Genomic DNA, 26,462 nt, shown 5'->3' with positions numbered 1-26,462 from the left:
GACGACACGCCTGCCCGGCTTATTCGTAGCCGAACGCCTTCAGCGCGGCTTCGTCGTCGGACCAGCCTTCACGCACGCGCACCCAGGTCTCCAGGAACACCTTGGCGCCGAACAGCCGTTCCATCTGCATGCGCGACTTGGCGCCGATGTCCTTCAGGCGGGTGCCGCCCTTGCCGATCACGATCGCCTTCTGGCCCTCGCGCTCGACCCAGATCACCGCGCCGATGCGCAGCAGGTTGCCGTCCTCGACGAAGCGCTCGATCTCCACCGTGGTGGCGTACGGCAGTTCCTCGCCCAGCTGACGCATCAACTGCTCGCGGACCAGTTCGCCGGCCAGGAAGCGCTGGCTGCGGTCGGTGATCTCATCTTCGCCGAACATCGGCGGCGCTTCCGGCAGCAGCTTCAGCAGGTCGCGCACCAGGGCTTCCAGGCCATTGCGCTTCTGCGCCGAAATGGGATGAACGGCGGCGAACGTGCGGCCTTCGGTGACCTGCTGCAGGAACGGCAGCAGCGCGGCCTTGTCCTTCAGGCGGTCGACCTTGTTGACCACCAGCACCACCGGGATGCCCGAGTCACTGAGCACGTTGAAGGCCAGGGTGTCCTCCTCGTCCCAGCGCCCGGCTTCGATCACCAGCATGCCCGCGTCCACGCCTTCCAGCGAACCGCGCGCGGCGCGGTTCATGACCCGGTTCATGGCGCGTTTCTGCACCCGGTGCAGGCCGGGCGTGTCCACCAGCACCAACTGCCCTTCCGGGTAGCTGGCGATGCCGAGCAGCCGGTGCCGCGTGGTCTGCGGACGGTTGGACACGATGCTGACCTTGGCGCCCACCAGGGCGTTGGTCAGGGTGGATTTGCCGACGTTGGGGCGGCCGATGACCGCCACGCTGCCGCAATGATGGGAGGTTGCTTCGCTCACTTGGAATCCAGTTGCTCGAGGGCGGCCGCAGCCGCCTGTTGTTCGGCCAGCCGTCGCGAGGCACCTTCGCCTTCGGTGCTGACAGCGGGATCGGCTACGCCGCAGCGTACCCGGAAGGTCTTGGCATGGTCGTCACCCGACTCTGACAACAGCTCGTACAGCGGCAGCGTCCTCTGTCGGGCCTGCAGCCATTCCTGCAGGCGGGTCTTGGGGTCCTTCTCGGGCTTGCCGGTGGCCGGCAGCGCCTCCATCGAGGGACCGAACCAGGGCAGCACCACCTGCTGGCAGGCCGCGAAGCCGGCGTCGAGGTAGATCGCCGCCACCACCGCCTCCAGGGCGTCGGCCAGGATCGAATCGCGGCGATGGCCGCCGGTCTTCATTTCACCAGGCCCCAGGATCAGCCGGTCGCCCAGCTCGAGGGTGCGGGCGATCACCGCCAGCGCGCCTTCGCGCACCAGTTCGGCGCGGGCACGGGTGAGCGCGCCTTCATCGGCCTTGGGCCAGCGCTGGTACAGCGCCTGGGCCACCATCATGTTGACGATGCTGTCGCCAAGGAACTCCAGCCGCTCGTTGTTCGGCGACCCGGCACTGCGATGCGTCAGGGCCTGCTGGAGCAGGCCCGGATCCTGGAAGGCGTGACCGATGCGGTCACCGCGTTGGAAAGTCTTAGTCGACACCGTTGAGGGTCAATTCCTGGTTCGTATCAAATTTGCCCACTACGTCGAGGTTGCCGATGAGTTCGCGGCGGACCTCGTAGTCGACCTTCATGTTCCAGCCACCGTCGATGCGATCGAACTTGACGTTGGCCGGCTTCACATTTTCCGAGTAGCTGATGTTCAGGCGCTTGAAGAACATGTCCTGCACGCGCGCCGGTTCCATCTTGCCCACGCCCGGCTCCTTGGCCAGGCCCTTGAGCGCCGAACGTACCGCGTGGTACTCCTGGTACATCGGGAACAGTTTCATGCCGATGTACAGGCCGAAACCAATCACGATCAGCACCACCAGGAACGAGGTCAAGGTCATGCCGCGCTGCGTGTTCATCGTCTTCATTGCGTTCTCCCCAGATACGCCTGTGCCATGGATCAATTGATACCCGTACCGATCCGCGACGGCTCGAAACCGTCCTTGCAGAACCAGCCCGAGCAGTTCAGCCAGATCAGGAACGCCTTGCCGCGGAGATTTTCCTCCGGCAGCAGGCCCCAGAAGCGGCCATCATCGCTGTTGTCACGGTTGTCGCCCATCACCAGGTACTTGCCGGCCGGCACGGTCCACTGGCCTTCGCCACGCGGGTACTCGGTCTCCAGCACGGTGTGGGTGCGGCCCGGCAGGTGCTCGACCAGCAGCTGGCTGCCCTCGCCCTGGCCACGGTGACCGGCGTACAGGCCCTTGTTGTCGTATTTGACCGGCTCGCCGTTGAGGATCAGGCCGTTGCCCTGGAACACGATCTGGTCGCCCGGCACGCCGATCACGCGCTTGATGAAGTTCTCGCCCTTGGCCGGATCGTTGTCCGAATGGCCCGGGAAGTGGAACACCACCACGTCGCCACGCTTGGGCTCGCCCAGCGGCACGACCTTGGCGTTGTTCAGCGGCAGGCGCAGGCCGTAGGAGAACTTGTTGACCAGGATGAAATCGCCGATCAGCAGGTTGGGCATCATCGAGCTGGACGGGATCTTGTAGGGCTCTGCGATGAAGCTGCGCACCACCAGCACGATCGCCAGCACCGGGAAGAACGCGCGCGCGTAGTCCACCAGCACCGGCTCGGTGTCCAGCAGCGAGGCACGGGCGGCACGCCGTTTGGCGAAGTACAGGCGGTCGGCCAGCAGGACCAGGCCCGAGCCCAGCGTCAATACGACCAGGAGGATCTCAAACAATTTCATGCAGTGTCCTTGGGAACGGTTGCAGCGGTGCGGATGCCTGTCCTGCGCGCCCGGCGGCACCAGGGCGGTGCCGCGCGGCGCGGGAGATGCCGTCCAGCCTTACTTGTCCATCTGCAGCACGGCCAGGAAGGCTTCCTGCGGGATTTCCACGCGGCCGACCTGCTTCATGCGCTTCTTGCCTTCCTTCTGCTTCTCCAACAGCTTCTTCTTGCGCGAAACGTCGCCACCATAGCACTTGGCCAGCACGTTCTTGCGCATGGCCTTGACCGTGGTGCGGGAGATGATCTGCGAGCCGACGGCGGCCTGGATGGCCACGTCGAACTGCTGGCGCGGGATCAGTTCCTTCATCTTCTCGCACAGCTCGCGGCCGCGGCGGTCGGCATGGCTGCGGTGCACGATCAGCGACAGTGCGTCGACCTTGTCGCCATTGATCAGCACGTCCACGCGGACGAACGGGCCGGCATCGAAGCGCACGAAGTGGTAATCCAGCGAGGCGTAGCCCCGGCTGACCGACTTGAGCTTGTCGAAGAAGTCCAGCACCACCTCGGCCATCGGCAGCTCATAGCTGATCTGCACCTGGCTGCCCAGGTAGTTGATGCCGATCTGGCTGCCGCGCTTCTCTTCGCACAGCTTGATGATGTTGCCGATGTACTCCTCGGGGGTGAGCACGTTGGCACGGATGATCGGCTCGCGGATCTCCTGCACATGGTTCACCGGCGGCAGCTTGGCCGGGTTGTCCATGTTGATGATCGTGCCGTCGGTCTTGAGCACCTCGTAGACCACGGTCGGCGCGGTGCTGATCAGGTCCAGGTTGTACTCGCGCTCCAGGCGCTCCTGCACGATTTCCATGTGCAGCATGCCCAGGAAGCCGCAACGGAAGCCGAAGCCCATCGCCTCGGAGCTTTCCGGCTCGAAGCGCAGCGCCGCGTCGTTCAGGCGCAGCTTGTCCAGCGCCTCGCGCAGATCCGGGTAGTCCTCGGCGTCGACCGGGAACAGGCCGGCGAACACGCGCGGCTGCATTTCCTGGAAGCCCGGCAGCGGCTTGGCGGCCGGGTCGGCGGCCAGGGTCAGGGTGTCGCCCACCGGCGCGCCGTGCACGTCCTTGATGCTGGCCGTGACCCAGCCCACTTCACCGGCACGCAGCGCCGGCAGCACCTTGCGCTTGGGGGTGAACACGCCGACGTTGTCGACCTGGTGGGTGCGGCCGGTGGACATCACCTGCAGCTTGTCGCCGGCCTTGATCTGGCCCTGCATCACGCGCACCAGCGAGACCACGCCCAGGTAGTTGTCGAACCACGAGTCGATGATCAGCGCCTGCAGCTTGTCGGTATCGCGCGGCACCGGCGGCGGGATGCGATGCACGATCGCCTCCAGCACGTCGACCACGTTCAGGCCGGTCTTGGCACTGACCGCGACCGCGTCGGTGGCGTCGATGCCGATGACGGCCTCGATCTCGGCCTTGGCCCGGTCGATGTCGGCGGTGGGCAGGTCGATCTTGTTGATCACCGGCACCACTTCCAGCCCCTGCTCGACCGCCGTGTAGCAGTTGGCGACCGACTGCGCTTCCACGCCCTGGGCCGCATCGACCACCAGCAGCGCGCCTTCGCAGGCGGCCAGCGAGCGGCTGACTTCATAGGAGAAGTCGACGTGCCCGGGGGTGTCGATGAAGTTCAGGTGGTAGGTCTGGCCGTCTTTTGCGACATACGGCAGCGAGACCGACTGGGCCTTGATGGTGATGCCACGCTCGCGCTCGATCGGGTTGGAGTCGAGCACCTGCGCCTCCATTTCGCGGGCCTGGAGGCCGCCGCAAAGCTGGATGATGCGATCGGCCAGCGTGGACTTGCCGTGGTCGACGTGGGCGATGATGGAGAAGTTGCGGATGAACCGCATCGAATCAGAAGACATAGGTGGCGGCGGCGCGTCGCGTCGTCAGGATGACTGCGGATTATCGCATGGCCGGCCCGATCCCGCGTGGGCCCGGCTGCGATTGTCGCCAACGCCCCCCCCAGAAACGACCGGGCCCGCCGAAGCGGGCCCGGAAACACAGGCGGGGCGGGCTTACTGCCCGGCCTTGACCGCCACGAAGGCGCTGTTGCCGTTGGCACGGACCAGCAACATGACCACGTCACCCTTGCTGTAACTGCCCAGCGCCTTGTTCAGCGCGGCCACGCTGCCGACCGGGGTCCGGCCGACCTGCAGCACCACCAGGCCCGGCGACAGGCCGGCGTCACGCGCGGACTGGCCGTTGACCCGGGTGATGCGGACACCCTCACCCGCCGACAGGCCCAGCTGCTGGCGCTGCGCGGCGGTCAGATCCGCCACCTCCAGCCCCAGCAGGGCGTTGGCGCCGGTTTCCGGCTTGGCCGCTTCCGCGGCCGGACGGGTGGCGCCCCGCTCGGCGTCCTCGGCGAGCTCGGTCAGGGTGGCGGTGATCTCCCGCTCCTTGCCATCGCGCAGCACGCTCAGGCGGACCTTGCTGCCCGGCGGCAGCGCGCCAATGGCCGGCGGCAGGTCACTGAAGGTAGTGATCGGGCTGCCATTGACCGAGCGGATCACGTCACCCGGCTCGATGCCGGCCTTGAGCGCTGCGCTGCCCGGGACCACTTCGTTGACCAGCGCACCGCGGCTGTCCGGTAGGCCCAGACCCTGTGCCTTGAGGCCATCGATCGGACCGACCGCTGCACCGAGCTGACCGCGGCTGACCCGGCCGGTCTTCTTGATCTGCTCCACCGCGCCCATCGCCAGGTCGATCGGGATCGCGAAGCTGATGCCCATGTAGCCGCCGGACGCAGAGAAGATCTGCGAATTGATGCCGACCACTTCGCCGCGGGTATTGAGCAGTGGACCGCCCGAATTGCCCTGGTTGATGGCCACGTCGGTCTGGATGAACGGCACGTAGCGCTGATCCGCACCACCGGTGCTGCGCCCGACCGCGCTGACCACGCCGGCGGTGACCGAGTGATCCAGGCCGAACGGCGAGCCGATCGCGACCACCCACTGCCCCGGCTTGAGCGTATTGGAATCGCCGACGCGCACGGTCGGCAGGTTCTTGCCGTCGATCTTGAGCAGGGCCACGTCGTACTGCTGGTCGCTGCCGACCACCTTGGCGGTGAACTCGCGGCGGTCGCCGAGCTTGACCTTCACTTCGCTGGCATCGGCGACCACGTGGTAGTTGGTCAGCACGTAGCCGTCGGCGGAGATGATGAAGCCCGAGCCCATGCCACGGCCCTGGATGCGCGGACTGTCGTCCTGGCCACCGGGGCGCTGCCCCGGCATCTGGAAGTCCGGGCCGAAGAAGCGCCGGAAGAATTCGGGCATCTCATCGTCGCCCCCCGGGCCCATGCCGCGGGCCGGGCGGTTGCTGCGCACGATGGTGGTTTCGACGTTGACCACGCCGGGACCGACCTGTTCGACCAGGTTGGTGAAGTCCGGCAGGCCGCTGACCAGCTGCGGCGCGGGGGCGCGCGGCGAGGCGGCGGGGGCCGGGGCGGCGGGAGCGGCAGGTGCCGGCGCCTGGGCGCAGGCCATCAACGGCAGGGTCAGGGCCAGCAGGGTCATGGCCTGGCTACGCATGCGGGGAGTCATCGGGCGTCAGCCTCCGGATCGGGACGTGGGAAAAGCGGGGCCGTTCCGGCCAGGTGGCCGGACACGGGGGAGCGGGAACGGGGCGCGACGGCAGGACTCAGTCGCGATGCCGGCGCGGCGCGGGGGCGGCCGGGTCGACCTCCTGCAGGCGCGGCTCGAACGGGTAGAACGCGGCCTGCGGCTCCTGCGTGGAGAAACTCGCATTGAGCGCCCCACCGGCGGCGGGGGCCAGGGTCGAGCGCGGCCACGGCTTGGCCTGCAGGCTGGCAACGTCGCCGAACGGCAGCTGGCGGGCCGTGGCCGTAGCGACCGGCAGGCCGGGCGCCAGCGGCGTCTGGCTGGCCAGTGCGCGTTGCGGCTCGGCACTCCGCTCGGCGGCGCTGCGCGCGGCCTGCTGGGTGCGCGTGGCGCTGGCGCGACGGACCGCGGCCACGTCCTGGCGGCGGCCAGCCGCGGCGACTGCCGCCGCCGGCACCGCGGCCACCGCCACAGCGGACTGCACCGGCGCAGGCGGCGATGCCGGGGCCGGGGTCGGCACCGGGGTCGGCCGTTCCGCCTGGCTGGCGATGACGGCGGTGGCCGCCGGTTGCAGCGGGGTCGGCGCCGGCAACTGCTCGCGGGTCATGAACATCGCCACTGCCGCCACCGATGCGGCCAGGGCGGCGCCACCGCCCCACCGCCGCCAACCACTGCGGCGGACCTCGCTGCGGCGTTCGGCATCGGGTCTGACGCGCTGCGGAAGCGGCTCCTCGGCCACGGCCAGGCGCACACGCCCGGCAAAGTCCAGCGGTGCCGGCGCGCAGGCCTGGCCGCGCAGCACGTCGCCCAGCAGCTGCCAGCGCTCGTGGCAGCCGGCCAGTGCATCGTCGTGCTCGAGCCGGCGCAGCATGAAGCGCGCCTCGTCGGCCGACAGCTCGCCGTCGATCAAGGCCGACAGCTGCTGTCGGTTATGGGCATCAAGTTTGTCCGGCGCGGCGCCGGTGGATCCAGGGGTAGGCATGTGTTGGCTCATACGCGGCTCTTCTCGCGGGTGGCACTGCCGATGTCCAGCAGTGGCCGAAGTTCGGTGTCGATCGCCTCGCGCGCACGGAAGATCCGCGAGCGCACGGTGCCGATCGGGCACCCCATCTTCTGCGCGATCTCGTCATAGCTCAGCCCATCCACCTCGCGCAGGGTGATGGCCGATCGCAGTTCTTCCGGCAGCGCCGAGACGGCCTTCATCACCGTCTGTTCCAGCTCCTGGCGCATCAACTCGCGTTCCGGCGTGTCGGTGTCGCGCAGGCGGGTACCGCTGTCGAACTGCTCGGCGTCCCCGATGTCGATGTCATCGGTGGGCGGGCGGCGGTTGTGGGCGGCGAGATGGTTCTTGGCAGTGTTCACGGCAATCCGGTGCAACCAGGTATAGAACTGGGCATCGCCACGGAAACTTCCGATCGCGCGATACGCGCGGACGAACGTGTCCTGGGCGACGTCCTGACATTCACTCCAGTCGGCGATGTAGCGCCCGATCAGTGCCACGATCCGATGCTGGTACTTGCGCACCAGGACATCGAACGCCGCACTCTCGCCGCGCTGCACGCGCCGGACCAGCTCCAGGTCCAGCTCCTGTGGTGTTTCAACCTCGGCCATGTGGGGCCGCACTCCTGTCAGCCCGACCGACGTCGAGCAATGAGACTGCCAATCCCGGGAAAAGTTCAGCGACCGATCACACGACGCCGCACCAGCTTTTAACCACCGTTCCGTTAAGGTTCCCGTTCACGGCAATGATCCGGGCCTGCCCTTCCCCTGCTATAGGGATTTGACGGGGAGGAAACAACCTCTGGATCATAGCCCCCTTCTCCATACACAACCGGATGGAACGTCCCCATGCTTTCAGGCTTCGATGGGCTCCGCTTCGCACATTGGCACCCGCAGATCCGTGATGATGGTGTCGTGGTGCTCAGCCTCGACCGCCAGGACAGCAGCGTCAACGCCATGTCCCAGGACGTATTGCTGGAACTGGGTGACCTGATCGAACGCATCGGCATGGACCCACCCAAGGCGGTGGTGATCCAGTCGATCAAGCCGGCCGGGTTCATCGCCGGTGCCGACCTGAAGGAGTTCCAGGAATTCGACCGTCGCGGCACCGTCAACGACGCCATCCGCCGCGGCCAGAGCACGTACCAGAAGCTGGCCGAACTGCCCTGCCCGACCGTGGCGGCCATCCACGGCCACTGCTTGGGCGGCGGCACCGAACTGGCCCTGGCCTGCCGCTACCGGGTGGCCTCCAATGACGCTTCCACCCGCATCGGCCTGCCTGAAACCCAGCTCGGCATCTTCCCCGGCTGGGGCGGCAGCTCGCGCCTGCCGCAGCTGGTGGGCGCTCCGGCGGCGATGGACATGATGCTGACCGGCCGCACCCTGTCGGCATCGGCCGCGCGCGGCATCGGCCTGGTCGACAAGGTCGTCGCCCCGGCGGTGCTGCTGGATACGGCGGTGGCCCTGGCGCTGACCGGGACCACCCGCCCGTTCAAGCAGCGCGCGACCGCCTGGGCAACCAACACCTGGCTGGCGCGCAGGCTGCTGGCGCCGCAGATGGCCAAGCAGGTCGCGCGCAAGGCGAAGAAGGACCACTACCCGGCGCCGTACGCGCTGATCAACACCTGGGCACGCACGGGGGGCAGCCCGATCCAGGTGCGCCTGGACGCCGAGCGCCGCGCGGTGGTGAAGCTGGCCAGCACGCCCACCGCACGCAACCTGATCCGGATCTTCTTCCTCACCGAACGCCTCAAGGCACTCGGTAGCAAGGACCACGCCATCCGCCACGTGCACGTGGTGGGTGCCGGCGTGATGGGCGGCGACATCGCCGCGTGGTCGGCCTTCAAGGGCTTCAACGTGACCCTGCAGGACCGCGAGCAGCGCTTCATCGATCCGGCGATGGAACGTGCGCAGGCGCTGTTTGCCAAGAAGGTGAAGGACGACAGCAAGCGCCCGGCCGTGGCCGCCCGGCTCAAGGCCGACCTGGCCGGCGAAGGCGTGGCCCTGGCCGACCTGGTGATCGAGGCGATCATCGAGGATCCGCAGGCCAAGCGGTCGCTGTACCAGACGCTGGAGCCGAAGATGAAGGCCGACGCGCTGCTGACCACCAATACCTCCTCGATCCCGCTGATCGAACTGCGCGACCACATCGAGCGCCCGGCGCAGTTTGCCGGCCTGCACTACTTCAATCCGGTCGCGCAGATGCCGCTGGTGGAGATCATCCATCACGACGGGATGGCGCCGGAAACAGAGCGCCGCCTGGCCGCGTTCTGCAAGGCACTGGGCAAGTTCCCGGTGCCGGTGGCGGGTACCCCGGGCTTCCTGGTCAACCGCGTGCTGTTCCCGTACATGCTGGAAGCCGCCACCGCGTACGCCGAGGGCATTCCCGGTCCGGTCATCGACAAGGCGGCAGTGAAGTTCGGCATGCCGATGGGCCCGATCGAGCTGCTCGACACCGTCGGCCTTGACGTGGCCGCGGGCGTGGGCAAGGAACTGGCCCCCTTCCTGGGGCTGCAGATTCCGGCTGCGCTGCAGACTGTCGAGCAGGGCAAGCGCGGGAAGAAGGATGGCCAGGGCATCTATAAGTGGGAAAACGGGCGCGCGCAGAAGCCCGACGTGCCGGCCAACTACCAGGCCCCCGCCGACCTGGAAGACCGGCTGATCCTGCCGCTGCTCAACGAAGCGGTGGCGTGCCTGCATGACGGGGTGGTCGCCGATGCCGACCTGCTGGATGCCGGCGTGATCTTCGGCACCGGTTTCGCGCCGTTCCGCGGCGGTCCGATCCAGTACATCCGCGCCACCGGCGCCGATGCGCTGGTGGAACGTTTGAAGGTGCTGCAGCAGCGCCACGGCGATCGCTTCGCCCCGCGCCCGGGCTGGGACGATGCCGTGTTGCGCGAGCCGGCGGTCTGAGTTTCCTGCCGACAACGTTGCACTGACGACGCCACCGAAAGGTGGCGTTGTTTTTGGTTCTTCTCCCACTGGAGAGGAATCTTGTTCCAACGGCAGCAGAGGGCGCACGGCGATGTGGGCGTCATCGGGTAGTGAGGCGTAGTGAGACTGCGGTGGCGTCTCCGCTCGGGTCTGCCGCGAGCGTCGGGGACCCGTCGCGGCCGGTAGGCGCCTGGTGCAAATGTCCCCCGGCCGCGGGGTGGCCTCCTGCCTTGCTTTTGGTTCTTCTCCCACCTGAGGGAAGCGTCTTGTTGCAAGGGCGTTCGCAGAGTCGGCACGACGCGCGGGTGGACGAGCAGTGCCGGGCTCTGTCTTCGCTCGGGTCTGTCGCGAGCGTGAGGGGCCCCGTAGCAGCCGGTAGGCCCCTGGCGTAGTGTCCCCCGGCCGCGGGGCGGCCTCCTCCTTTATTTTGCCCAGGGGCCTACCGGCTGCTACGGGGCTCGCTTGCGGTACGTATGGGGGAAACCAGGCTCATCTGGTCCCAGCGCCCGATCCACCCACCGCCGCGCCTGGAAAGCGTCAACGCACGCCTCCACTTGCCATGCGGAAGGCAGAAGAACGCTGATTTTTTTGGGGCGCCCAGCGCAACACCCTGTTACCCGGGTGGGGCATGCGGCGGCCCCGCCTGCGTGCCATCCTGCACCCCTGCCCACGCCAGCGAGAAAGCCCGCATGACCACCATCATCGCCCCCCGCGTCCACGACATCGGCGGCCTGCAGGTGCGCCGCGCCGTGCCCACCCTGCAGGCGCGCAGCGTCGGGCCGTTCGTGTTCGTCGACCAGATGGGCCCGGCCGTCCTCGCCCCCGGCACCGGCATCGATGTCCGCCCGCACCCGCATATCGGCCTGGCCACCGTCACCTTCCTCTGGTCCGGTGCCATCGGCCACCGCGACACCCTCGGCTCGGACCAGGTGATCCGCCCCGGCGACGTCAACTGGATGACCGCCGGCCGCGGCATCGCCCACTCCGAACGTACCCCGCCGCCGGAACGCGAACACGACCACCCCATCCACGGTATGCAGACCTGGCTGGCCCTGCCCAAAAGCGCCGAAGAAACCGACCCGGCGTTCTACCACCATGCCGCCGTTACCCTGCCCCAGCAGCGCCGCGACGGCGCCTGGCTGCGCATCATCGCCGGCCGAGCCTACGGCGAGGAATCCCCGGTGAAGGTGTTCGCCGACACCCTCAACGTGGCCATCGACCTGGACCCCGGTGCGGAAATCGACCTGGACACCGGCCACGTGGAGCGCTCGCTCTACATCCTTGAAGGCGAAGCGCAGCTGGACGGCGTGGACCTGCCTGCCCAGCACCTGATCATCCCCGAGCACAATGCGCGCGGCCGCCTGCGCGCCAAGACCCCGGTGAAGGCGATGCTGATGGGGGGCGAGCCGCTCGATGCCCCGCGCCATCTGTGGTGGAACTTCGTCTCCAGCTCGCAGGAGCGCATCGAACAGGCCAAACAGGACTGGGACGCGGGCCGCTTCGGCACCATCCCCGGCGACGACAAGGAGTTCATTCCGCTGCCCAGCTACTGAGCGGACAACCGTTGGTCGGCGTCTTGACGACGCCTTCACCCAGATGAACCGTGATTCAGCTACGTTCTGCCTGCCCGACCCGGGCATCTCGTGGAGAACGATCGATGAGCATGGGCAAACGTCTGGCCGCGGAGTTCCTCGGCACGTTCTGGCTGGTCCTTGGCGGCTGCGGCAGCGCCGTGCTGGCGGCCAAGTTCGGCGGTGATGGCAATCCGCTGGGCATCGGTTTCCTTGGCGTGGCACTGGCCTTCGGCCTGACCGTACTGACCGGCGCCTACGCGTTCGGCCACGTCTCCGGCGCGCACTTCAACCCGGCGGTCAGCGTGGGCCTGTGGGCCGGCGGCCGCTTCCCCGCCCGCGACCTGCTGCCCTACATCGTCGCCCAGGTGCTGGGCGGACTGCTCGCCGGCGCCATCCTCCTGCAGGTTGCCTCCGGCGCGCCCGGCTTCGCCATCGATGGCAGCCAGGCCGGTGCGTTTGCCAGCAATGGCTACGGCGCGCTCTCACCCGGCGGCTACAGCGTGGCCGCCGCGTTCCTGTGCGAAGTGGTGCTCACCGCCGTGTTCCTGGTGGTGATCATGGGCGCCACCCACGGCAAGGCCCCGGCAGGTTTCGCGCCGATCGCCATCGGCCTGGCCCTGACCCTGATCCACCTGATCAGCATCCCGGTGACCAACACCTCGGTAAACCCGGCCCGCTCCACCGCCGTGGCCGTCTTTGCCGGCAGTGGTGCGCTGGGCCAGCTGTGGCTGTTCTGGCTGGCCCCGTTGCTGGGCGGGATGATCGGCGGCATCGCCTACAAGTGGATCGGGGCAGAGCCGCGCTGAGTGTTTCCGGCCGGGGGCCGCCTGGGGCTCCCGGCCACCATTGGGATCACTTGAAACGGTTATTTGTAGATCCAGTCACATTCCGTTAAGGTCAGAATCACCGCGTCGTCACTTGGCAGACGGGGGGTTCCGGACGCGCACGGGGATGGCGCACTGTCGGCATGGGTTGTCTGCGGCCACCGGAATCACCTGCCAGGCGACCGTGCGGCCATTCCGACCTTGGGGGAACCAATGAACATCCTGCGCGCTGCCCTGTGCCTGAGCCTGTCGTTGTCCGCTGCGGCCGCGTCGGCCCAGTCGCCGACCGAATGTCCGTCCCTTCCCGCCAGCAGCGGCCTGCAATGGCAGCAGCAGGCGCAAGCCGATTTCCTGCTGTGCAAGGCCACCACCGGCGACGGTCGCGAGGTGTTGAGCCTGCTGCTCAGCGCGCGCAACCCGGACGTGCCGCTGACCCGGCCACTGCGCCAGGAAAAAGGCGTGTTCGCGGGCGAATCGCTGTACTGGTACCAGCCCGACCTGGGCGGCCAGGAGCCCCCGGGCTATGCAAACCGCCGCATCACGGTGGTGAAATTCGACAAGAACCGCTACGCGCAGATCTCGCTGTACGCCGGCGATGCGCAGGAGCTGGGTTCGCTGCAGACATTGACCCAGGGCATGAACCTGAACCCGACGGCGGTTGCCGCAGGGCGCTGACGGGGATGGGGATGACGCCGCCATCCCCGCGCGTCACCCACGGCGTCGACCTCACTGGTAGCGCCGAGCGATGCTCGGCGCGTGGGGTCATCCTGCCCGGCGGCTGCCCTGCGGCTGCCCGCAAGGTCGGCACCGGAATGGGAAGCAGCCGAGCATGGCTCGGCTCTACCCCCGTGACACAGACGTCAGAAGCGGCCTTCCTGGAAATCGACGAAGGCCTGCATCAGTTCCTGCCGGGTGTTCATCACGAACGGACCGTGGCGCATCACGGGTTCGCGCAACGGGCGCCCGGCCACCAGGATCAGACGCGTCCCCTCGGCACCGGCCTGCAGCTGGAGCAGCTCGCCACCGCCCAGCACCGCCAGTTCCTGGCGCGCCACTGGGCGCGCGTCCTCGCCCTGCCCTACCGTCACCCCGCCTTCGAACACGTAGGCAAACGCGTTGTGCCCCTCGGGCAGCGCGTAGTCCCAGCGCGCGTCTGCGGCCAGGGTGATGTCCAGGTAGACCGGATCGGTCGCCGGCTGCGCGATCGGCCCGGCCACGTCACCGACCTGGCCCGCAATCACCTTCACCTGCACGCCCGCCGCCGGGGTGGCGACCGGAATGCGCTCCGGCGCGAATTCCTGGTACTTGGGGTCGGTCATCTTGTCGCGCGCCGGCAGGTTCACCCACAACTGGAAGCCGCGCATCTGCCCCGATTCCTGCTCGGGCATTTCCGAATGCACCAGCCCGCGCCCGGCGGTCATCCACTGCACGCTGCCCGGGGTAAGCAGGCCTTCGTTGCCATGGTTGTCCTTGTGCCGCATGCGCCCGTCGAGCATGTAGGTGACCGTCTCGAAGCCCCGATGCGGATGGCTCGGGAAGCCGGCGATGTAGTCCTCCGCCCGGTCGGTGCCGAACTCGTCCAGCAGCAGGAATGGGTCCAGGTCGGGCAGCGACGGGCCACCGATCACCCGGGTCAGGCGCACGCCGGCACCGTCGGAGGTGGCCATGCCACGGATGGTGCGCTGCACGCGCACGGGGGTTGGGCTGCTCATTTCCACTCCTGCAAGAAGAACACCAGCCAACAAGATGGGCGCACACCGCCCAAGGGCCAATCGCCACGCCCGCAACCGATTGTTCCAGCCGTGGCGTTCGCAGCCCGTGCAGAGGCCGGCGTGGACGCAGCCGGTGGCCGCGCCGCGGCGTCGATCCCGTTGCGACCTACGACCAAAGTACTAGCGGCAAGCACCTGCGTTTGCATTGACCCCGTCGGTGCCAGGGCAGACTCTTACGACGATCTCCAGGGAGACGCAATCTCATGAAAGGTTTTTCCAAGCTCGGCTGGGCGGTGCTCGCGCTGCTCGGTGCGTTCTGTCTGGGCGTAGTCGCACTACGCCGCGGCGAACACATCAACGCGTTGTGGATCGTCGTCGCGGCGGTGTCGATCTACCTGATCGCCTACCGTTTCTACAGTCTGTTCATCGCCGACAAGGTGATGCAGCTGGATCCGACCCGGGCCACCCCGGCGGTACTCAACAACGATGGCCTGGACTACGTCCCGACCAACAAACACGTGCTGTTCGGCCACCATTTCGCCGCCATCGCCGGCGCCGGCCCGCTGGTCGGCCCGGTCCTCGCCGCACAGATGGGCTACCTGCCCGGCCTGTTGTGGCTGGTCGTCGGTGTAGTGCTCGCCGGCGCGGTGCAGGACTTCATGGTGCTGTTCATCTCCAGCCGCCGCAACGGGCGTTCGCTGGGTGACCTGGTGCGCGAGGAAATGGGCCAGGTACCCGGCACCATCGCCTTGTTCGGCGCCTTCCTGATCATGATCATCATCCTGGCGGTGCTGGCGATGGTGGTGGTCAAGGCGCTGGCCGAGAGTCCGTGGGGCATGTTCACGGTGATCGCGACGATGCCCATCGCGATCCTGATGGGCGTGTACATGCGCTACATCCGGCCCGGCAAGATCGGCGAGATCTCGGTGGTGGGGTTGATCCTGCTGCTGGCCGCGATCTGGTTCGGCGGCAAGGTCGCCGCCGATCCGACCTGGGGCCCGGCCTTCACCTTCACCGGCATCCAGATCACCTGGATGCTGATCGGCTACGGCTTCGTCGCCTCGGTACTGCCGGTGTGGCTGCTGCTGGCCCCGCGCGACTATCTGTCCACCTTCCTCAAGATCGGCACCATCGTGGCGCTGGCGATCGGCATCCTGATCGTGATGCCGGAACTGAAGATGCCGGCGCTGACCCAGTTCGCGGCCAGCGGTGACGGCCCGGTGTGGAAGGGCGGGATGTTCCCGTTCCTGTTCATCACCATCGCCTGCGGCGCGGTCTCCGGTTTCCACGCGCTGATCGCCTCGGGCACCACGCCCAAGCTGTTGGCCAATGAGCGCCACATGCGCTACATCGGCTACGGCGGCATGCTGATGGAATCCTTCGTCGCGGTGATGGCGCTGGTGGCGGCCTCGATCATCGATCCGGGCATCTACTTCGCGATGAACAGCCCGGCATCGGTGATCGGTCCGGATGCGGTGTCGGCCGCGCACTACATCTCCACCACCTGGGGCTTTGCGATCACCCCCGAGCAGCTGGAGGCCACGGCGGTGGCGATCGGCGAGCCGACCATCCTGCACCGTGCCGGCGGCGCGCCGACGCTGGCGGTGGGCATCGCGCAGATCCTGCACCAGGCCATCCCCAGCGGCAGCAACGCGATGATGGCGTTCTGGTACCACTTCGCGATCCTGTTCGAAGCGCTGTTCATCCTGACCGCGGTCGACGCCGGTACCCGTGCCGGTCGCTTCATGCTGCAGGACCTGCTGGGCAACTTCATCCCCGCGCTGAAGAAGACCGAGTCGTGGACGGCCAACATCATCGCCACGGCTGGCTGCGTGGCGCTGTGGGGCTACCTGCTGTACACCGGCGTCAAGGATCCCTTCGGCGGCATCCAAACCCTGTGGCCGCTGTTCGGCATCTCCAACCAGATGCTGGCCGGTATCGCGCTGATGCTCGGCACGGTGGTGCTGTTCAAGATGAAGCGCGAGCGCTTTGCCTGGGTGACCGGCGTGCCGGCGGTGTGGCTGCTGATCTGCACCACCTACGCCGGGTTGATCAAGATCTTCGACAAGAATCCGGCCCAGGGCTTCCTGGCGCAGGCGCACAAGTTCCAGGACGCGATCGCCACCGGCACCATCACCGCGCCGGCCAAGAGCCTGGACCAGATGCACCAGATCGTGGTCAATGCCTACGTCAATACGAGCCTGACGGTGCTGTTCCTGTTCGTGGTGTTCTCGATCCTGTTCTATGCGATCAAGACCATCGTGCAGGCGCGACGCACCCCGCAGCGCACTGACAAGGAAACCCCGTACGTGGCACTGCAGCCGCACCAGATGGCGGACCTGTGATGAGTACCGAACTGGTTCCCGTTGGGCAGTACCAGGCGCATCGCCGGTTGTGGCGGCGCCTGGTGCAGACCGCGCGCCTGTGCTGCGGCATTCCCGACTACGACAACTACGTGCGCCATGTGCTGGAGAACCACCCGGACCGCGTGCCGATGGACTACAAGACCTTCTTCCGCGAGCGCCAGGAGGCGCGCTACGGCGGCAGGAATGGCGGCCGCTGCTGTTGAGCCGGGCGTGCGACTGAAACAGACAACGGCGGCGCGAAAGCGCCGCCGTTTTTTTCTGGGCTGCGATGCGATCCGCGCCGACACCGGCCGCGCGCGCATCACTCGGTGAGGGTCACCGCCGACAGCGTCACCTTGGCGTTGTTGGCCGCGCCCATGCGATCGGGGTAATTCTCGCCACGGCGCAGCAGGTAGAGGCTGTCCAGGTAATCGGTATCGTTGGCGAACCACGATGTCGGCATCGCCTTGAGGATGGCCCCGGCAATGTCGGCGACCACCGCGTACTCCGGCACGAACACACCGAGCGCGGCCTTGACGCCATCGGTCAGTGCGATCAGCAGCGCCTGGTAGTTGGTATCGCCGTCGTCCTCGAAGAACTGCACGTTGGCTGCATCGAAACGGTAGTTGCCCCAGATCACCAGCGGCTGCCCAGGCGTGTAGTCGGTGTTGTCGTGATCCAGCCACGGTAGGGTGACCGTCGCCATTTCCGGCTCGGCCGCACCGATCTGCAGGCCGGAGACCACCGCGAACACCTCCGCGCCGCCGAGCGCCCAGGGCTCCTGGTCATCGGCCAGGCGGATGCGATCGAGCCGGGTGAGGTCCAGCGAGGCCGTGCCATCGGCCGCCACGCGGATCCGGTCCGGGGATTGCAGGCCGCGCGCCTGCAGCCCGGCGTTGACCACGGCCATGCCCTCCTGCACCGCCCTGCGTGTGTCGATGTCGACGATCAGGACCGGGAAGGTGGGGGCGATGCGAGCGTCGAGCACGTGGCTGCGGCCCTGCGCGTCGTATGCGGTCAGCGTGGTCCAGTGGCGGTCGTCGCCGCGCGGCAACACCGCCACCCACAGCTGCGACGCCGGCAGATCGGCGAGCCTGCGGCCGGCCGGCACATAGGCCCGTACCTGCAACAGGTCGGCGCCGTCAGCCGGCAGGCCCTTGCGCTGGCGCAACTGGCGGTCCTGCGCGGCCAGCGTCCGCGCGGCCTGGGTGCGGGCGCCGGGGTCGAAACGCGCCATGACCCCGGACAAGGCAACGCCGCGTTCGGGGCGGTCGGCCAGGGTCCCGGTCACGGCCGTGGCGAAGCCCGGTTGGGCGATGAGCGTGGCTACCTCACGGGCGCTGGCATCGGTGAGGCCATGGACATCGGCGCGCTCGGCGCGGGTGACCTGGGCAGATGCCGCTGCGCTGGCCAACATGACCAGCGCGGCGGCGCAGTAGCGGAATAGGGTCTGCGGTTTCATGCAACATCCTGTCTGGATGCCGATTGCCATCGGCGGTGACTGCCATCCGTGATGCTCCTCAACCATACGGCGGCGCATCGACCGCACCTTACGGGGCAATCGCGGCAACGACCGATAACCAATCCACAGTTCAACCGCAGCGCGGGGTTTTCCTGCGGAACGTGCGAATCCCCGAACGGATCAGGCCCCGGCCATCCATTTCAGGATCAGGCCGGTGACGTAGGCCAGGCCGGTGCCGGTGGCATAGCCGACGGTGCCCAGCAGCACGCCGACCGGCGCCAGGCTGGGATGGAACGCGGCGGCCACGACCGGTGCCGAGGCGGCCGCGCCGATGTTGCCCTGCGAGCCGATGGCGAAGAAGAACAGCGGCGCGCGCAGCAGCTTGGCGGCGATCCACAGCACCAGGATGTGGGTGAGCATCCAGATCGCGCCGAGCGCGAACAGCCACGGGCGATCCAGCAGCGAGAGCAGGTCCATCTGCATGCCGATGCAGGCGATCAGGAAATACAGGAACACCGTGCCCAGCCGCGAGGCCCCGGCCGATTCGAGCCGGCGCGCACGGGTGAAGCTGAGGCCCAGGCCCAGTGCCGTGGACAGCAGCACCACCCAGACGAATGCGCTGTCCAGGCTGAACTGGCTGGCCCAACTGATGTTGGCCTTGAACCAGCCTCTCAGCGGCGCGGCGATGGCATGCGCCAGGCCGACGCCCCCCAGCGCAACGCCGACGATCACCATCAGGTCGGTCAGGGTGGGAATCCGGGCGTTCTGCGCCTCGTAAGCCGAAATCCGCGCCTTCATTTCATCGATGGCGCGGGTGTCGGCACCGTTGCGGGTATCGATCTGCTGGGCGCGGTTGGCCAGGAACAGCAGCACGGCCATCCACAGGCTGGCGCACGCCACGTCGACCACCGCGAACTGCCCGAAGGTGGTGGCGTCGGTGCCGAACACTTCGCGCATCGCCACCATGTTGGCACCGCCACCGATCCAGCTGCCGGCCAGTGCGGCCATGCCGGCCCAGGTGTCGCCGGCCACGGTTTCCGGGTGGATCCAGGACATCAGCTGGAACGACACCACCGCGCCAAGCATGATGCCCAGCGTACCGACGCAGAACATGATCAGCAGCTTGGGACCGAGCTTGATGACGCCCTTGAGGTCGATCGACAGGGTCAGCAGCACCAGCGCGGCAGGCAGCAGCACGTCGCGTGCGATCGGGTTGTACAGCGCGGTGTTGTGGCCATCGATGAGGCCGGTGGTGTTGTAGATGGCCGGGATGAAGTAGCACAGCAGCAGCGCTGGCACCCAGGCGAAGATCTTCTTCAGCAGCGGCGTCGGGCCACTGGCGGCCCAGAAAATCACCGCAAGCGTGGCCGCGATGAGGCCAAGTCCGACGATGTCGCTGCTGATCAGGGCGGTACTGGTTTCGGTCGGCATCTTGCCATCCTCTGTCGATCGAAGAAAAAAAAGCGCCGCATAAAGCGGCGCGATCCAGAGGTTAACATCATCTTCACGCTGCGCCACCCTGCGCTGCAGCGCGCGCCGCGCTACGTCGGCGCAGGCCTGCCGCCGGGCAGCGATGCGCCCAGGTCGAGGATGACGCGGGTGCCACGCGGCGCGCAGGGTTCGATCTGCAGCGCCCAACCGAGGTGATCGCAGAGCTTGGCGATGAGCTCCAGGCCGATGCCGCCCTGCTCGTTGCGATCGCCGCGCGCCATCCGCGCATGCACCGCGGCGATCTCCTCCGGGCTCATGCCGTGGCCGGGGTCCTGCAGCGTGACCACGGCCGCGGGCGACAACTGGATGTGGATGGTGCCGCGGCCGCTGTTCTCGATCGCATTGCGCAGCAGGTTGCCGATGGCTGCCTGCACCACGCCCAGCGGCGCGAAGATCTCCACCGGTGCCAGCACGTCGACCTCGATGCGCAGGTCCTTGTCGCCCATCAGGTGGCGGTGGTCCTCGATGATGTCCGGCACCAGCTGGTGCAGCGCGATGCGCTCGCCGAGCGCGACCAAGCGTGCCGGATCGCGCGCCAGCACCAACAGCAGCTGGATCAGCTGCTCCACGCCCTGCGCGGTGCGATGCACCCGCTGCATCTGTACCCGCGCGCGGTCCGGCAGGGCGGGCTGGCCCAACGCCAGTTCGGCCGCGCCGGTGATCACCGCGATCGGGGTGCGCAGCTCATGGCTGGTGGTGGTGATGAAGGCGCGCTCGCGTTCGACGAACTGCTCGTTGCGGGCCAGGTAGTCGTTGACCGCATCGGCGATCACATACAACTCCGAACTGCCGCGCGGGTCCACCACCACCCGCTGCCCCGGCACCCCGGGCTTGAGGTGGTCGATGCGCGTGGCCAGCGAGCTGAGCGGACGCACCAGCCGGCTGACACCGAACGACGCCATCAGCACGGTCACGATGATCATCACCACGCCGGCCAGCATCACCCAGCGCGTGGCGAATTCCTCCAGTTCGTGGAAATCGTTGATATCCAGCACCAGCGCCAGCCGGCCCAGGCGCCCGGTATCGCGGACCATGACCGCACTCGCGCGATCGTTGACCAGCACGCCGTCGTGCAGCCCGGGATGCAGCGTGCGCAGGCTCTCGGGAACGCCGGCGCTACCGTCGATGGTGAACAGCCGCAGCGTGTCCGAGTCCTGCCAGCGGTAATGCGGTTCGTGCTCGATGTGGTTGACGATGCTGTCCAGCTCGGAATTGAGCAGCGCGCGCCAGGCCGAATGCTCGGCGTGTTCGTGCACGTAGTTGCCGACGCTGAAGACGGCGATCGAGATCATCGCCAGGTACGCCAGCAGCCACCACACCAGGCGGCGATGCAGGGGCGCGGGCTTACGCGGTTTCATTGCTGGCATCCGTGCCGACCAGGCCCAGCCGGTAGCCCACGCGCGGCAGGGTGTGGATCAACTTCTGCGCGGAGGCGCCGTCCACGCTGCGACGCAGCTCGTACACATGCGAACGCAGCAGGTCGCCATCCGGCGGCTCATCCCCCCACAGGGCGAACTCCAGCTGCTGCCGGGTCACCGCGGCGGGGCTGGCGCGCATCAGCACTTCCAGCAGCTTGCGGCAGGCCGGGTACAGGTGCAGCACCTTGCCGTCGCGATAGGCGTCCAGCGTGGCCAGGTCCAGCTTGAGATCGGCCACTTCCAGTACCTTGCGCGGATTGCGCCCATGCGCACGGACCATCAGCGCCTCCAGGCGCACTTCCAGCTCGGGCAGCGCGAACGGCTTGGTCAGGTAGTCGTCGGCGCCGGCGCGGAAGCCGGCGATCTTGTCGGGCAGCTCATCGCGCGCGGTGAGCATGATCACCGGCACTTCCGAACCATGTTCGGCGCGCAGCCGGCGCAACACTTCCGGCCCCTCCATGCGCGGCAGCATCCAGTCCAGGATGACCGCGTCGTAGGCGTGGCTCACCGCCAGGTGCAGGCCGGTGACGCCGTCCGGCGCGACGTCCAGCACGTGGCCCCGCGATTCGAAGTAGTCGAACAGGTTGGCGACGAGCTGGCGGTTGTCTTCAATGACAAGGAGCCGCATGGCAGACTCTCGTGGACGGATCGGCGCATGGTAGCCCGATCCATGTCGGAATCCGGTCGCAATGGGCCGTTCCGACGCTTTTCCTACGCTGTCGGGGAGACAGTGGCGGTTTTGCCGAAGAGCCCTGACATGCCCGACGCATCGTTGCTGCGCCACCGCTGGCGGATCCTGCTCTGCGCGGGCATCGTGCTGGCCCTGCTGGCCGGGATCGGCATGCGCCAGCCCTCCCCGCCGGACGAGCCACGCTTCGTGCTGGCCGCCCGCGCGATGGTGGACAGCGGCCACTGGCTGCTGCCGCACCGGGGCAGCGAGCTCTATGCGGAGAAGCCGCCGGTCTTCATGTGGATGCAGGCGGCCAGCCACGCCGTGTTCGGCGGCTGGAACCTGGCCTTCCTGGTGCCTTCGCTGCTGGCGGCCCTCCTGACCCTCTGGCTGACCTGGGACCTGGCGCGACGGCTGTGGAACCGACGGGTGGCCGGGTGGGCAGTGCTCGCCTTGTTCAGCTGCCTGCAGTTCGGCCTGATGGCCAAGCGCGCGCAGATCGACATGGTGCTGGTGGGCATGACCACGCTGGCCACGTGGGGCCTGATGCGGCACCTGCTCGAGGCCCCCAACCGGCGTGCGCTGTGGATCGCCGGCGCCGCCGCCGGGCTCGGCACGGTCACCAAGGGGGTGGGCTTCCTGCCGCTGCTGGTGCTGCTGCCGTGGGCGCTGTGGCGCTGGCGCATGCGCGGCGTGGACGACGGCCGGCGCGGGCGCGGGCCGGCGCTGTGGTGGCTGCTGCCGGCGTTCCTGCTGGGCACGGCGGTATGGCTGGCACCGCTCGGGATCGCCCTCCTGCTGGACCCCGACCCGACCCTGCAGGCATATGCACGCGAACTGCTGTTCAAGCAGACCGGTACCCGCTACGCCAATGCCTGGCACCACGTGCAACCGGCCTGGTACTACCTGCAGGTGATGGCCACGCTGTGGCTGCCCGGCAGCCTGTTGCTGCCGGCCCTTCTGCCGGCCTGGTGGCGGCGCCTGAAGCGGCTGGACGGGCGCTACTGGCTGCTGCTGGGCTGGGCGGTGCTGGTCCTGCTGTTCTTCAGCGCCAGCCCGGGCAAGCGCGAGGTCTACATCTTCCCGATGCTGCCCCTGCTGTGCGCGGCCGCCGCGCCCCTGCTGCCGGGCCTGCTGCGCCGCACGGGCCCGCGCTGGCTGCTGCTTGCCTACGTGGTCGTGCTCGCGGTGGCCGCGCTGGTGATCGGCGGGCAACTGCTCGCGGGCAGCGCATGGGCACACGCACAACTGGCCCGGCGTGAGATGCCCGACAGCCTGCTACCGCTGTTGGGCGGCTGGCTGCTTGGCTTCGGCGTGCTGCTGGGTGGGTTGGCCCTGTGGCTGCGCCAGCGCCGCGCGGGGCTGCTGGTGGTGCTGACCGCGTTGCTGCTCTGGAACCTGTATGGCTGGGGACTGATGCCGGCGCTGGACCCGTACAGCTCCGCCTCCGCGTTGATGCAGCGCGTGGGGCAACGGATCGGGCCGGACGCGGAACTGGGGCTGGTGGCCTGGCGCGAACAGAACCTGCTGCAGGCCGACCGCAAGGTTGCCGAATTCGGCTTCAAGCGCCCGTGGGACCAGCAATGGCAGGATGCCGGGCCGTGGCTTGCGCAGGCACCGGGACGGCGCTGGCTGCTGGTGCTGGACGAGGCGGTGAGCCCGTGCGTGGACCGCACGCGGACCATTGCCATCGGCAGCAGCAACCGCAATCGCTGGGTGCTGGTGCCGGGCGCCGCCTATCGCAGTGGCTGCCAGTCGCATCTGCCGTCGGACGCGGCCGACGACGGGCAGGACTGAACGAATGTCGTCCCTGGCCGCGGTTTAACCGATGGCCAACACCGCTCCGACCAGTCTCCGACAACGCGCTGACGACCATGGCCGCGGATCATCCCGCCGACCTCCTCGCCCATGTCCTCAGTGCCCGCTGTCTCCCTCCCCCTGGCCAAGGCGCCGGCCCTGCGCGACCCGCGCTTCCTGCGCGCGCACCTGCTGCAGCCGTTGCTGGCCACCCTGGTACTCAGCACGCTGTTGATGAGCCTCGGGGGCGACCAGTGGGTGGCCGACCAGTGGTATCGCCTGGAGGGCCAGCACTGGGCGTTGCAGAACGCCTGGGTGACCGCGCATCTGGTGCACCGGGTGGGCAAGTGGACCAGCACGGCGGCGGCGCTGGTCGCCATGGTGCTGTGCACCCAGGCGTGGCGCGGCCAGCGCCTGGCGGCCTGGCGCTGGCCGCTGCTGTACCTGGTGCTCGCCGTCGCCTTGGGCACCGGCGTGGTGTCGTGGCTCAAGTCGGTCACCAACATGGACTGCCCGTGGGACCTGGCCCGCTATGGCGGCACGCGCGAGTACATCGGCCTGTTCGCTTCACGACCGCACGCCATGGCCCGTGGCCTGTGTTTTCCCGCCGGCCACTCCAGCGCGGGGTTCGCCTGGATCAGCCTGTACTTCTTCGCCCTGATGGTGCGCCCGGCGTGGCGTTGGCGCGGGCTGGCGGTGGGGTTGGTCGCCGGCGGCGTGTTCGGCCTGTCGCAGCAACTGCGCGGCGCGCACTTCCTGTCGCATGACCTGTGGACGCTGGCCACCTGCTGGCTGGTGTCGCTATCGCTGTACCTGGCCGTGCAACCGCTGCTGCAACGCTCCCGGAGTCCCCATCGGACGATGCCAGCGGGAGAGCAGGCATGAATGCATCGGTATCGCGCGCCGCGCGCCTGGGTGAACGGGCAAGGTGGCGCAGCTGGCGTCCGCAATGGTCGACCGAAACCCTGATCGTGGTCACCAGCGTGTTCTTCGCGCTGGCGTGCAATGGGCTGTTCTGGCACAGCGCGATGGCCACCCATCCCGGCAGCCTGCGCTTTGCGACCTCGCTGCTGCTGTTCCTCGTGGGGGCGCACTGCCTGCTGATGGGGCTGCTGGTCTGGCGCTGGAATGCGAAGGGGGTGGTGGGCGTGCTGCTGCTGTGCACGGCGATGGCGGCGCACTACATGGGCAGCTACCACATCTACCTGGATGCGGACATGCTGCGCAACGTGCTGGCGACCGACCACAAGGAAAGCCGGGAGCTGATGACCCCGGCGCTGATCGCCCCGCTGCTGTTGCTGGCGCTGCTGCCGATGCTGGTGTTGTGGCGGGTGCAACTGGTGAAGCGCAGCTGGGGCAAGGCGCTGTTGTGGCGTGCCGGGTTCCTGCTGGCGTCGCTGCTGGTGGCCCTGGGCGGGGCGATGCTGTCCTTCCAGGAGATGTCGGCGTTGATGCGCAACCAGCGCGAAGTGCGCTACCTGGCCACGCCCGGCAATGTCCTGCTGGGCCTGCCCAAGGCATTGCGGGGTGACAACCCGATCCAGCGCGCGCCGAAGCTGCCGATCGGCACCGATGCCCAGGCCACGCCGCGCGCGGCGGGCAGCCGGCCGCGGCTGCTGGTGATCGTGATGGGCGAGACCGCCCGTGCGCAGAACTGGGGGCTCAACGGCTACGCCAAACAGACCACGCCGGAACTGGCACAGGCCAGCGTGATCAATTTCCCGGACATGCACGCCTGTGGCACCAGCACCGAGGTATCGCTGCCGTGCCTGTTCTCGCCGTACGGCCGCCACGACTACGACGAAAAGAAGATCCGCGCGCACCAGTCGCTGCTGCACGTGCTGGAACACGCCGGCATCACGACCTTGTGGCGTGACAACCAGTCCGGCTGCAAGGGTGTCTGCGACGGCCTGGCGATGCAGCCGCTGGATGATGCGAAGAACCCGCAATTGTGCGCCAACGGCCGCTGCATGGACGAGATCCTGATCGACGCGCTGGCCGCGCAGGTGCGCGCCAGACCCGGCGACCGGGTGGTGGTGCTGCATCAGCTGGGCAACCACGGGCCGAGTTATTTCGAACGGTATCCGGCGCGCTTCCGCCGCTTCACCCCCACCTGCGACACCCCGGACCTGGGCAAGTGCAGCCGCGAGGAGATCACCAACAGTTACGACAATGCGCTGCTGTACACCGACCACTTGCTGTCGCGCACGATCGGCACCCTGAAGGGCATGGACGACTACGACACGGCGATGATCTACCTGTCCGACCATGGCGAATCGCTGGGCGAGAAGGGGCTGTACCTGCACGGCGTTCCCTATGCGATCGCCCCGCAGGAGCAGACCCGGGTGCCGATGACCATGTGGTTCTCGCCCTCGTTCGCGGCCAACCGCGGGCTCAACCTGGCCTGCGTGCGCGAGCGCGCGGGCAAGTACACCGACCACGACAACCTGTTCCCGTCGGTCCTGGGATTGATGCAGGTCAAGACGTCGGTGTATGCGCGTGACCGCGATCTGTTTGCTGGGTGCGAGGTTTGACCCGTTCAACGCGTGGTTGAGTGTCCGGCGCCTGAAGTGGAGAGCTGTCAGCTTTTCGCTCTTCCGTTTGGGGCGAGGCAGGCCATACCGTCGCGGGACGCGCCGTAAACCCATCCCTGGGGGCTCGACGTGCGCCCTCCATGGCGCCCGACGGTCCCGCTACGGTATGGCCTGCCTCGCCCCCACAGATTGTGTTGTCGGATAGGCGGGCGAACGCGGGAGCATTCGCTGGGACAGCCAACGTTCGTTCGGAACGCCGTTGTTTCTCCATGCGCACCGACCCACTGTCGACGGGGCGGTGTGGGT

General features: G+C 67.9%; 22 protein-coding genes. 9 read left to right on the top strand and 13 right to left on the bottom strand.

What is annotated here, in order from left to right; translation table 11 throughout:
- Positions 1–19: 19 nt before the first annotated feature.
- The 8 genes from era to rpoE all read right to left on the bottom strand — a co-directional run bounded on the left by era (position 20) and on the right by rpoE (position 8,007).
- A complete protein-coding gene (gene era / locus AC06FD_RS01890) occupies positions 20–916 on the bottom strand; it encodes a GTPase Era (RefSeq protein ID WP_259206089.1) in 897 nt (298 codons plus the stop codon).
- On the bottom strand, positions 913–1,593 hold the full coding sequence (gene rnc / locus AC06FD_RS01885; protein WP_259206094.1) for a ribonuclease III: 681 nt from the start codon (positions 1,591–1,593) through the stop codon (positions 913–915). Before rnc ends, era begins: the two co-directional genes overlap by 4 nt.
- Complete coding sequence (locus tag AC06FD_RS01880) at positions 1,583–1,966, bottom strand: DUF4845 domain-containing protein (RefSeq protein WP_478076855.1); 384 nt, start codon at positions 1,964–1,966, stop codon at positions 1,583–1,585. The genes rnc and AC06FD_RS01880 overlap by 11 nt, the downstream gene beginning before the upstream one ends.
- A gap of 32 nt (positions 1,967–1,998) precedes the next feature.
- On the bottom strand, positions 1,999–2,793 hold the full coding sequence (gene lepB / locus AC06FD_RS01875; RefSeq protein ID WP_259206103.1) for a signal peptidase I: 795 nt from the start codon (positions 2,791–2,793) through the stop codon (positions 1,999–2,001).
- 99 nt (positions 2,794–2,892) lie between these two features.
- Complete coding sequence (gene lepA, locus AC06FD_RS01870; RefSeq protein WP_259206518.1) at positions 2,893–4,683, bottom strand: translation elongation factor 4; 1,791 nt, start codon at positions 4,681–4,683, stop codon at positions 2,893–2,895.
- A gap of 168 nt (positions 4,684–4,851) precedes the next feature.
- On the bottom strand, positions 4,852–6,378 hold the full coding sequence (locus AC06FD_RS01865; RefSeq protein WP_478076854.1) for a DegQ family serine endoprotease: 1,527 nt from the start codon (positions 6,376–6,378) through the stop codon (positions 4,852–4,854).
- Positions 6,379–6,475: 97 nt separating this feature from the next.
- Entirely contained in the window at positions 6,476–7,378 is a 903-nt protein-coding gene (locus AC06FD_RS01860; RefSeq protein ID WP_478076853.1) for a sigma-E factor negative regulatory protein, read from the bottom strand.
- An 8-nt stretch (positions 7,379–7,386) separates the two neighbouring features.
- Complete coding sequence (gene rpoE, locus AC06FD_RS01855; RefSeq protein WP_259206109.1) at positions 7,387–8,007, bottom strand: RNA polymerase sigma factor RpoE; 621 nt, start codon at positions 8,005–8,007, stop codon at positions 7,387–7,389.
- Positions 8,008–8,244: 237 nt separating this feature from the next.
- On the opposite strand from rpoE, the gene AC06FD_RS01850 reads away from it, so the two are divergent.
- From AC06FD_RS01850 to AC06FD_RS01835, 4 genes are all read left to right on the top strand, one after another.
- Positions 8,245–10,308: a 3-hydroxyacyl-CoA dehydrogenase NAD-binding domain-containing protein gene (locus AC06FD_RS01850; RefSeq protein ID WP_478076852.1), complete on the top strand. Its 2,064-nt coding sequence runs from the start codon at positions 8,245–8,247 to the stop codon at positions 10,306–10,308.
- 710 nt (positions 10,309–11,018) lie between these two features.
- Positions 11,019–11,882: a pirin family protein gene (locus AC06FD_RS01845; RefSeq protein ID WP_478076851.1), complete on the top strand. Its 864-nt coding sequence runs from the start codon at positions 11,019–11,021 to the stop codon at positions 11,880–11,882.
- Positions 11,883–11,986: 104 nt separating this feature from the next.
- Positions 11,987–12,709, top strand: coding sequence for an aquaporin Z (gene aqpZ, locus AC06FD_RS01840; RefSeq protein ID WP_478076850.1), 723 nt, complete (start codon positions 11,987–11,989; stop codon positions 12,707–12,709).
- A 231-nt stretch (positions 12,710–12,940) separates the two neighbouring features.
- Positions 12,941–13,402, top strand: a complete 462-nt coding sequence (locus AC06FD_RS01835; protein ID WP_259206120.1) for a hypothetical protein — start codon at positions 12,941–12,943, stop codon at positions 13,400–13,402.
- A gap of 185 nt (positions 13,403–13,587) precedes the next feature.
- Here AC06FD_RS01835 and AC06FD_RS01830 read toward each other — a convergent pair whose 3' ends face one another.
- Positions 13,588–14,439, bottom strand: coding sequence for a pirin family protein (locus AC06FD_RS01830; RefSeq protein ID WP_449336311.1), 852 nt, complete (start codon positions 14,437–14,439; stop codon positions 13,588–13,590).
- 263 nt (positions 14,440–14,702) lie between these two features.
- Between AC06FD_RS01830 and AC06FD_RS01825 the strand changes: the two genes are divergently transcribed.
- Entirely contained in the window at positions 14,703–16,784 is a 2,082-nt protein-coding gene (locus AC06FD_RS01825) for a carbon starvation CstA family protein (protein ID WP_259206123.1), read from the top strand.
- On the top strand, positions 16,784–17,008 hold the full coding sequence (locus AC06FD_RS01820) for a YbdD/YjiX family protein (RefSeq protein WP_256775765.1): 225 nt from the start codon (positions 16,784–16,786) through the stop codon (positions 17,006–17,008). The genes AC06FD_RS01825 and AC06FD_RS01820 overlap by 1 nt, the downstream gene beginning before the upstream one ends.
- Positions 17,009–17,106: 98 nt before the next feature.
- Here AC06FD_RS01820 and AC06FD_RS01815 read toward each other — a convergent pair whose 3' ends face one another.
- The 4 genes from AC06FD_RS01815 to AC06FD_RS01800 all read right to left on the bottom strand — a co-directional run bounded on the left by AC06FD_RS01815 (position 17,107) and on the right by AC06FD_RS01800 (position 21,783).
- The gene (locus AC06FD_RS01815) at positions 17,107–18,246 is read right to left on the bottom strand and encodes a DUF3103 family protein (RefSeq protein WP_478076848.1); all 1,140 of its coding nucleotides are present in this window, start codon (positions 18,244–18,246) and stop codon (positions 17,107–17,109) included.
- A gap of 180 nt (positions 18,247–18,426) precedes the next feature.
- Positions 18,427–19,677 carry a DUF819 family protein gene (locus AC06FD_RS01810; RefSeq protein ID WP_478076847.1) on the bottom strand — a complete coding sequence of 417 codons (1,251 nt, stop codon included), beginning with the start codon at positions 19,675–19,677 and terminating at the stop codon, positions 18,427–18,429.
- A 110-nt stretch (positions 19,678–19,787) separates the two neighbouring features.
- Positions 19,788–21,095: a sensor histidine kinase gene (locus AC06FD_RS01805; protein WP_478076846.1), complete on the bottom strand. Its 1,308-nt coding sequence runs from the start codon at positions 21,093–21,095 to the stop codon at positions 19,788–19,790.
- A complete protein-coding gene (locus tag AC06FD_RS01800) occupies positions 21,082–21,783 on the bottom strand; it encodes a response regulator transcription factor (RefSeq protein ID WP_394160990.1) in 702 nt (233 codons plus the stop codon). The genes AC06FD_RS01805 and AC06FD_RS01800 overlap by 14 nt, the downstream gene beginning before the upstream one ends.
- A gap of 129 nt (positions 21,784–21,912) precedes the next feature.
- Between AC06FD_RS01800 and AC06FD_RS01795 the strand changes: the two genes are divergently transcribed.
- The 3 genes from AC06FD_RS01795 (at position 21,913) to AC06FD_RS01785 (ending at position 26,156) form a co-directional block, all read left to right on the top strand.
- Entirely contained in the window at positions 21,913–23,622 is a 1,710-nt protein-coding gene (locus AC06FD_RS01795; RefSeq protein ID WP_478076845.1) for an ArnT family glycosyltransferase, read from the top strand.
- A gap of 111 nt (positions 23,623–23,733) precedes the next feature.
- Complete coding sequence (locus tag AC06FD_RS01790; protein WP_478076844.1) at positions 23,734–24,507, top strand: phosphatase PAP2 family protein; 774 nt, start codon at positions 23,734–23,736, stop codon at positions 24,505–24,507.
- A complete protein-coding gene (locus AC06FD_RS01785) occupies positions 24,504–26,156 on the top strand; it encodes a phosphoethanolamine transferase (RefSeq protein WP_478076843.1) in 1,653 nt (550 codons plus the stop codon). The genes AC06FD_RS01790 and AC06FD_RS01785 overlap by 4 nt, the downstream gene beginning before the upstream one ends.
- The last annotated feature ends 306 nt before the right edge of the window (positions 26,157–26,462 follow it).

The organism is Stenotrophomonas sp. Steno-Z1 (assembly GCF_056393175.1).
This window is presented reverse-complemented; position numbering and strand designations above follow the sequence as displayed.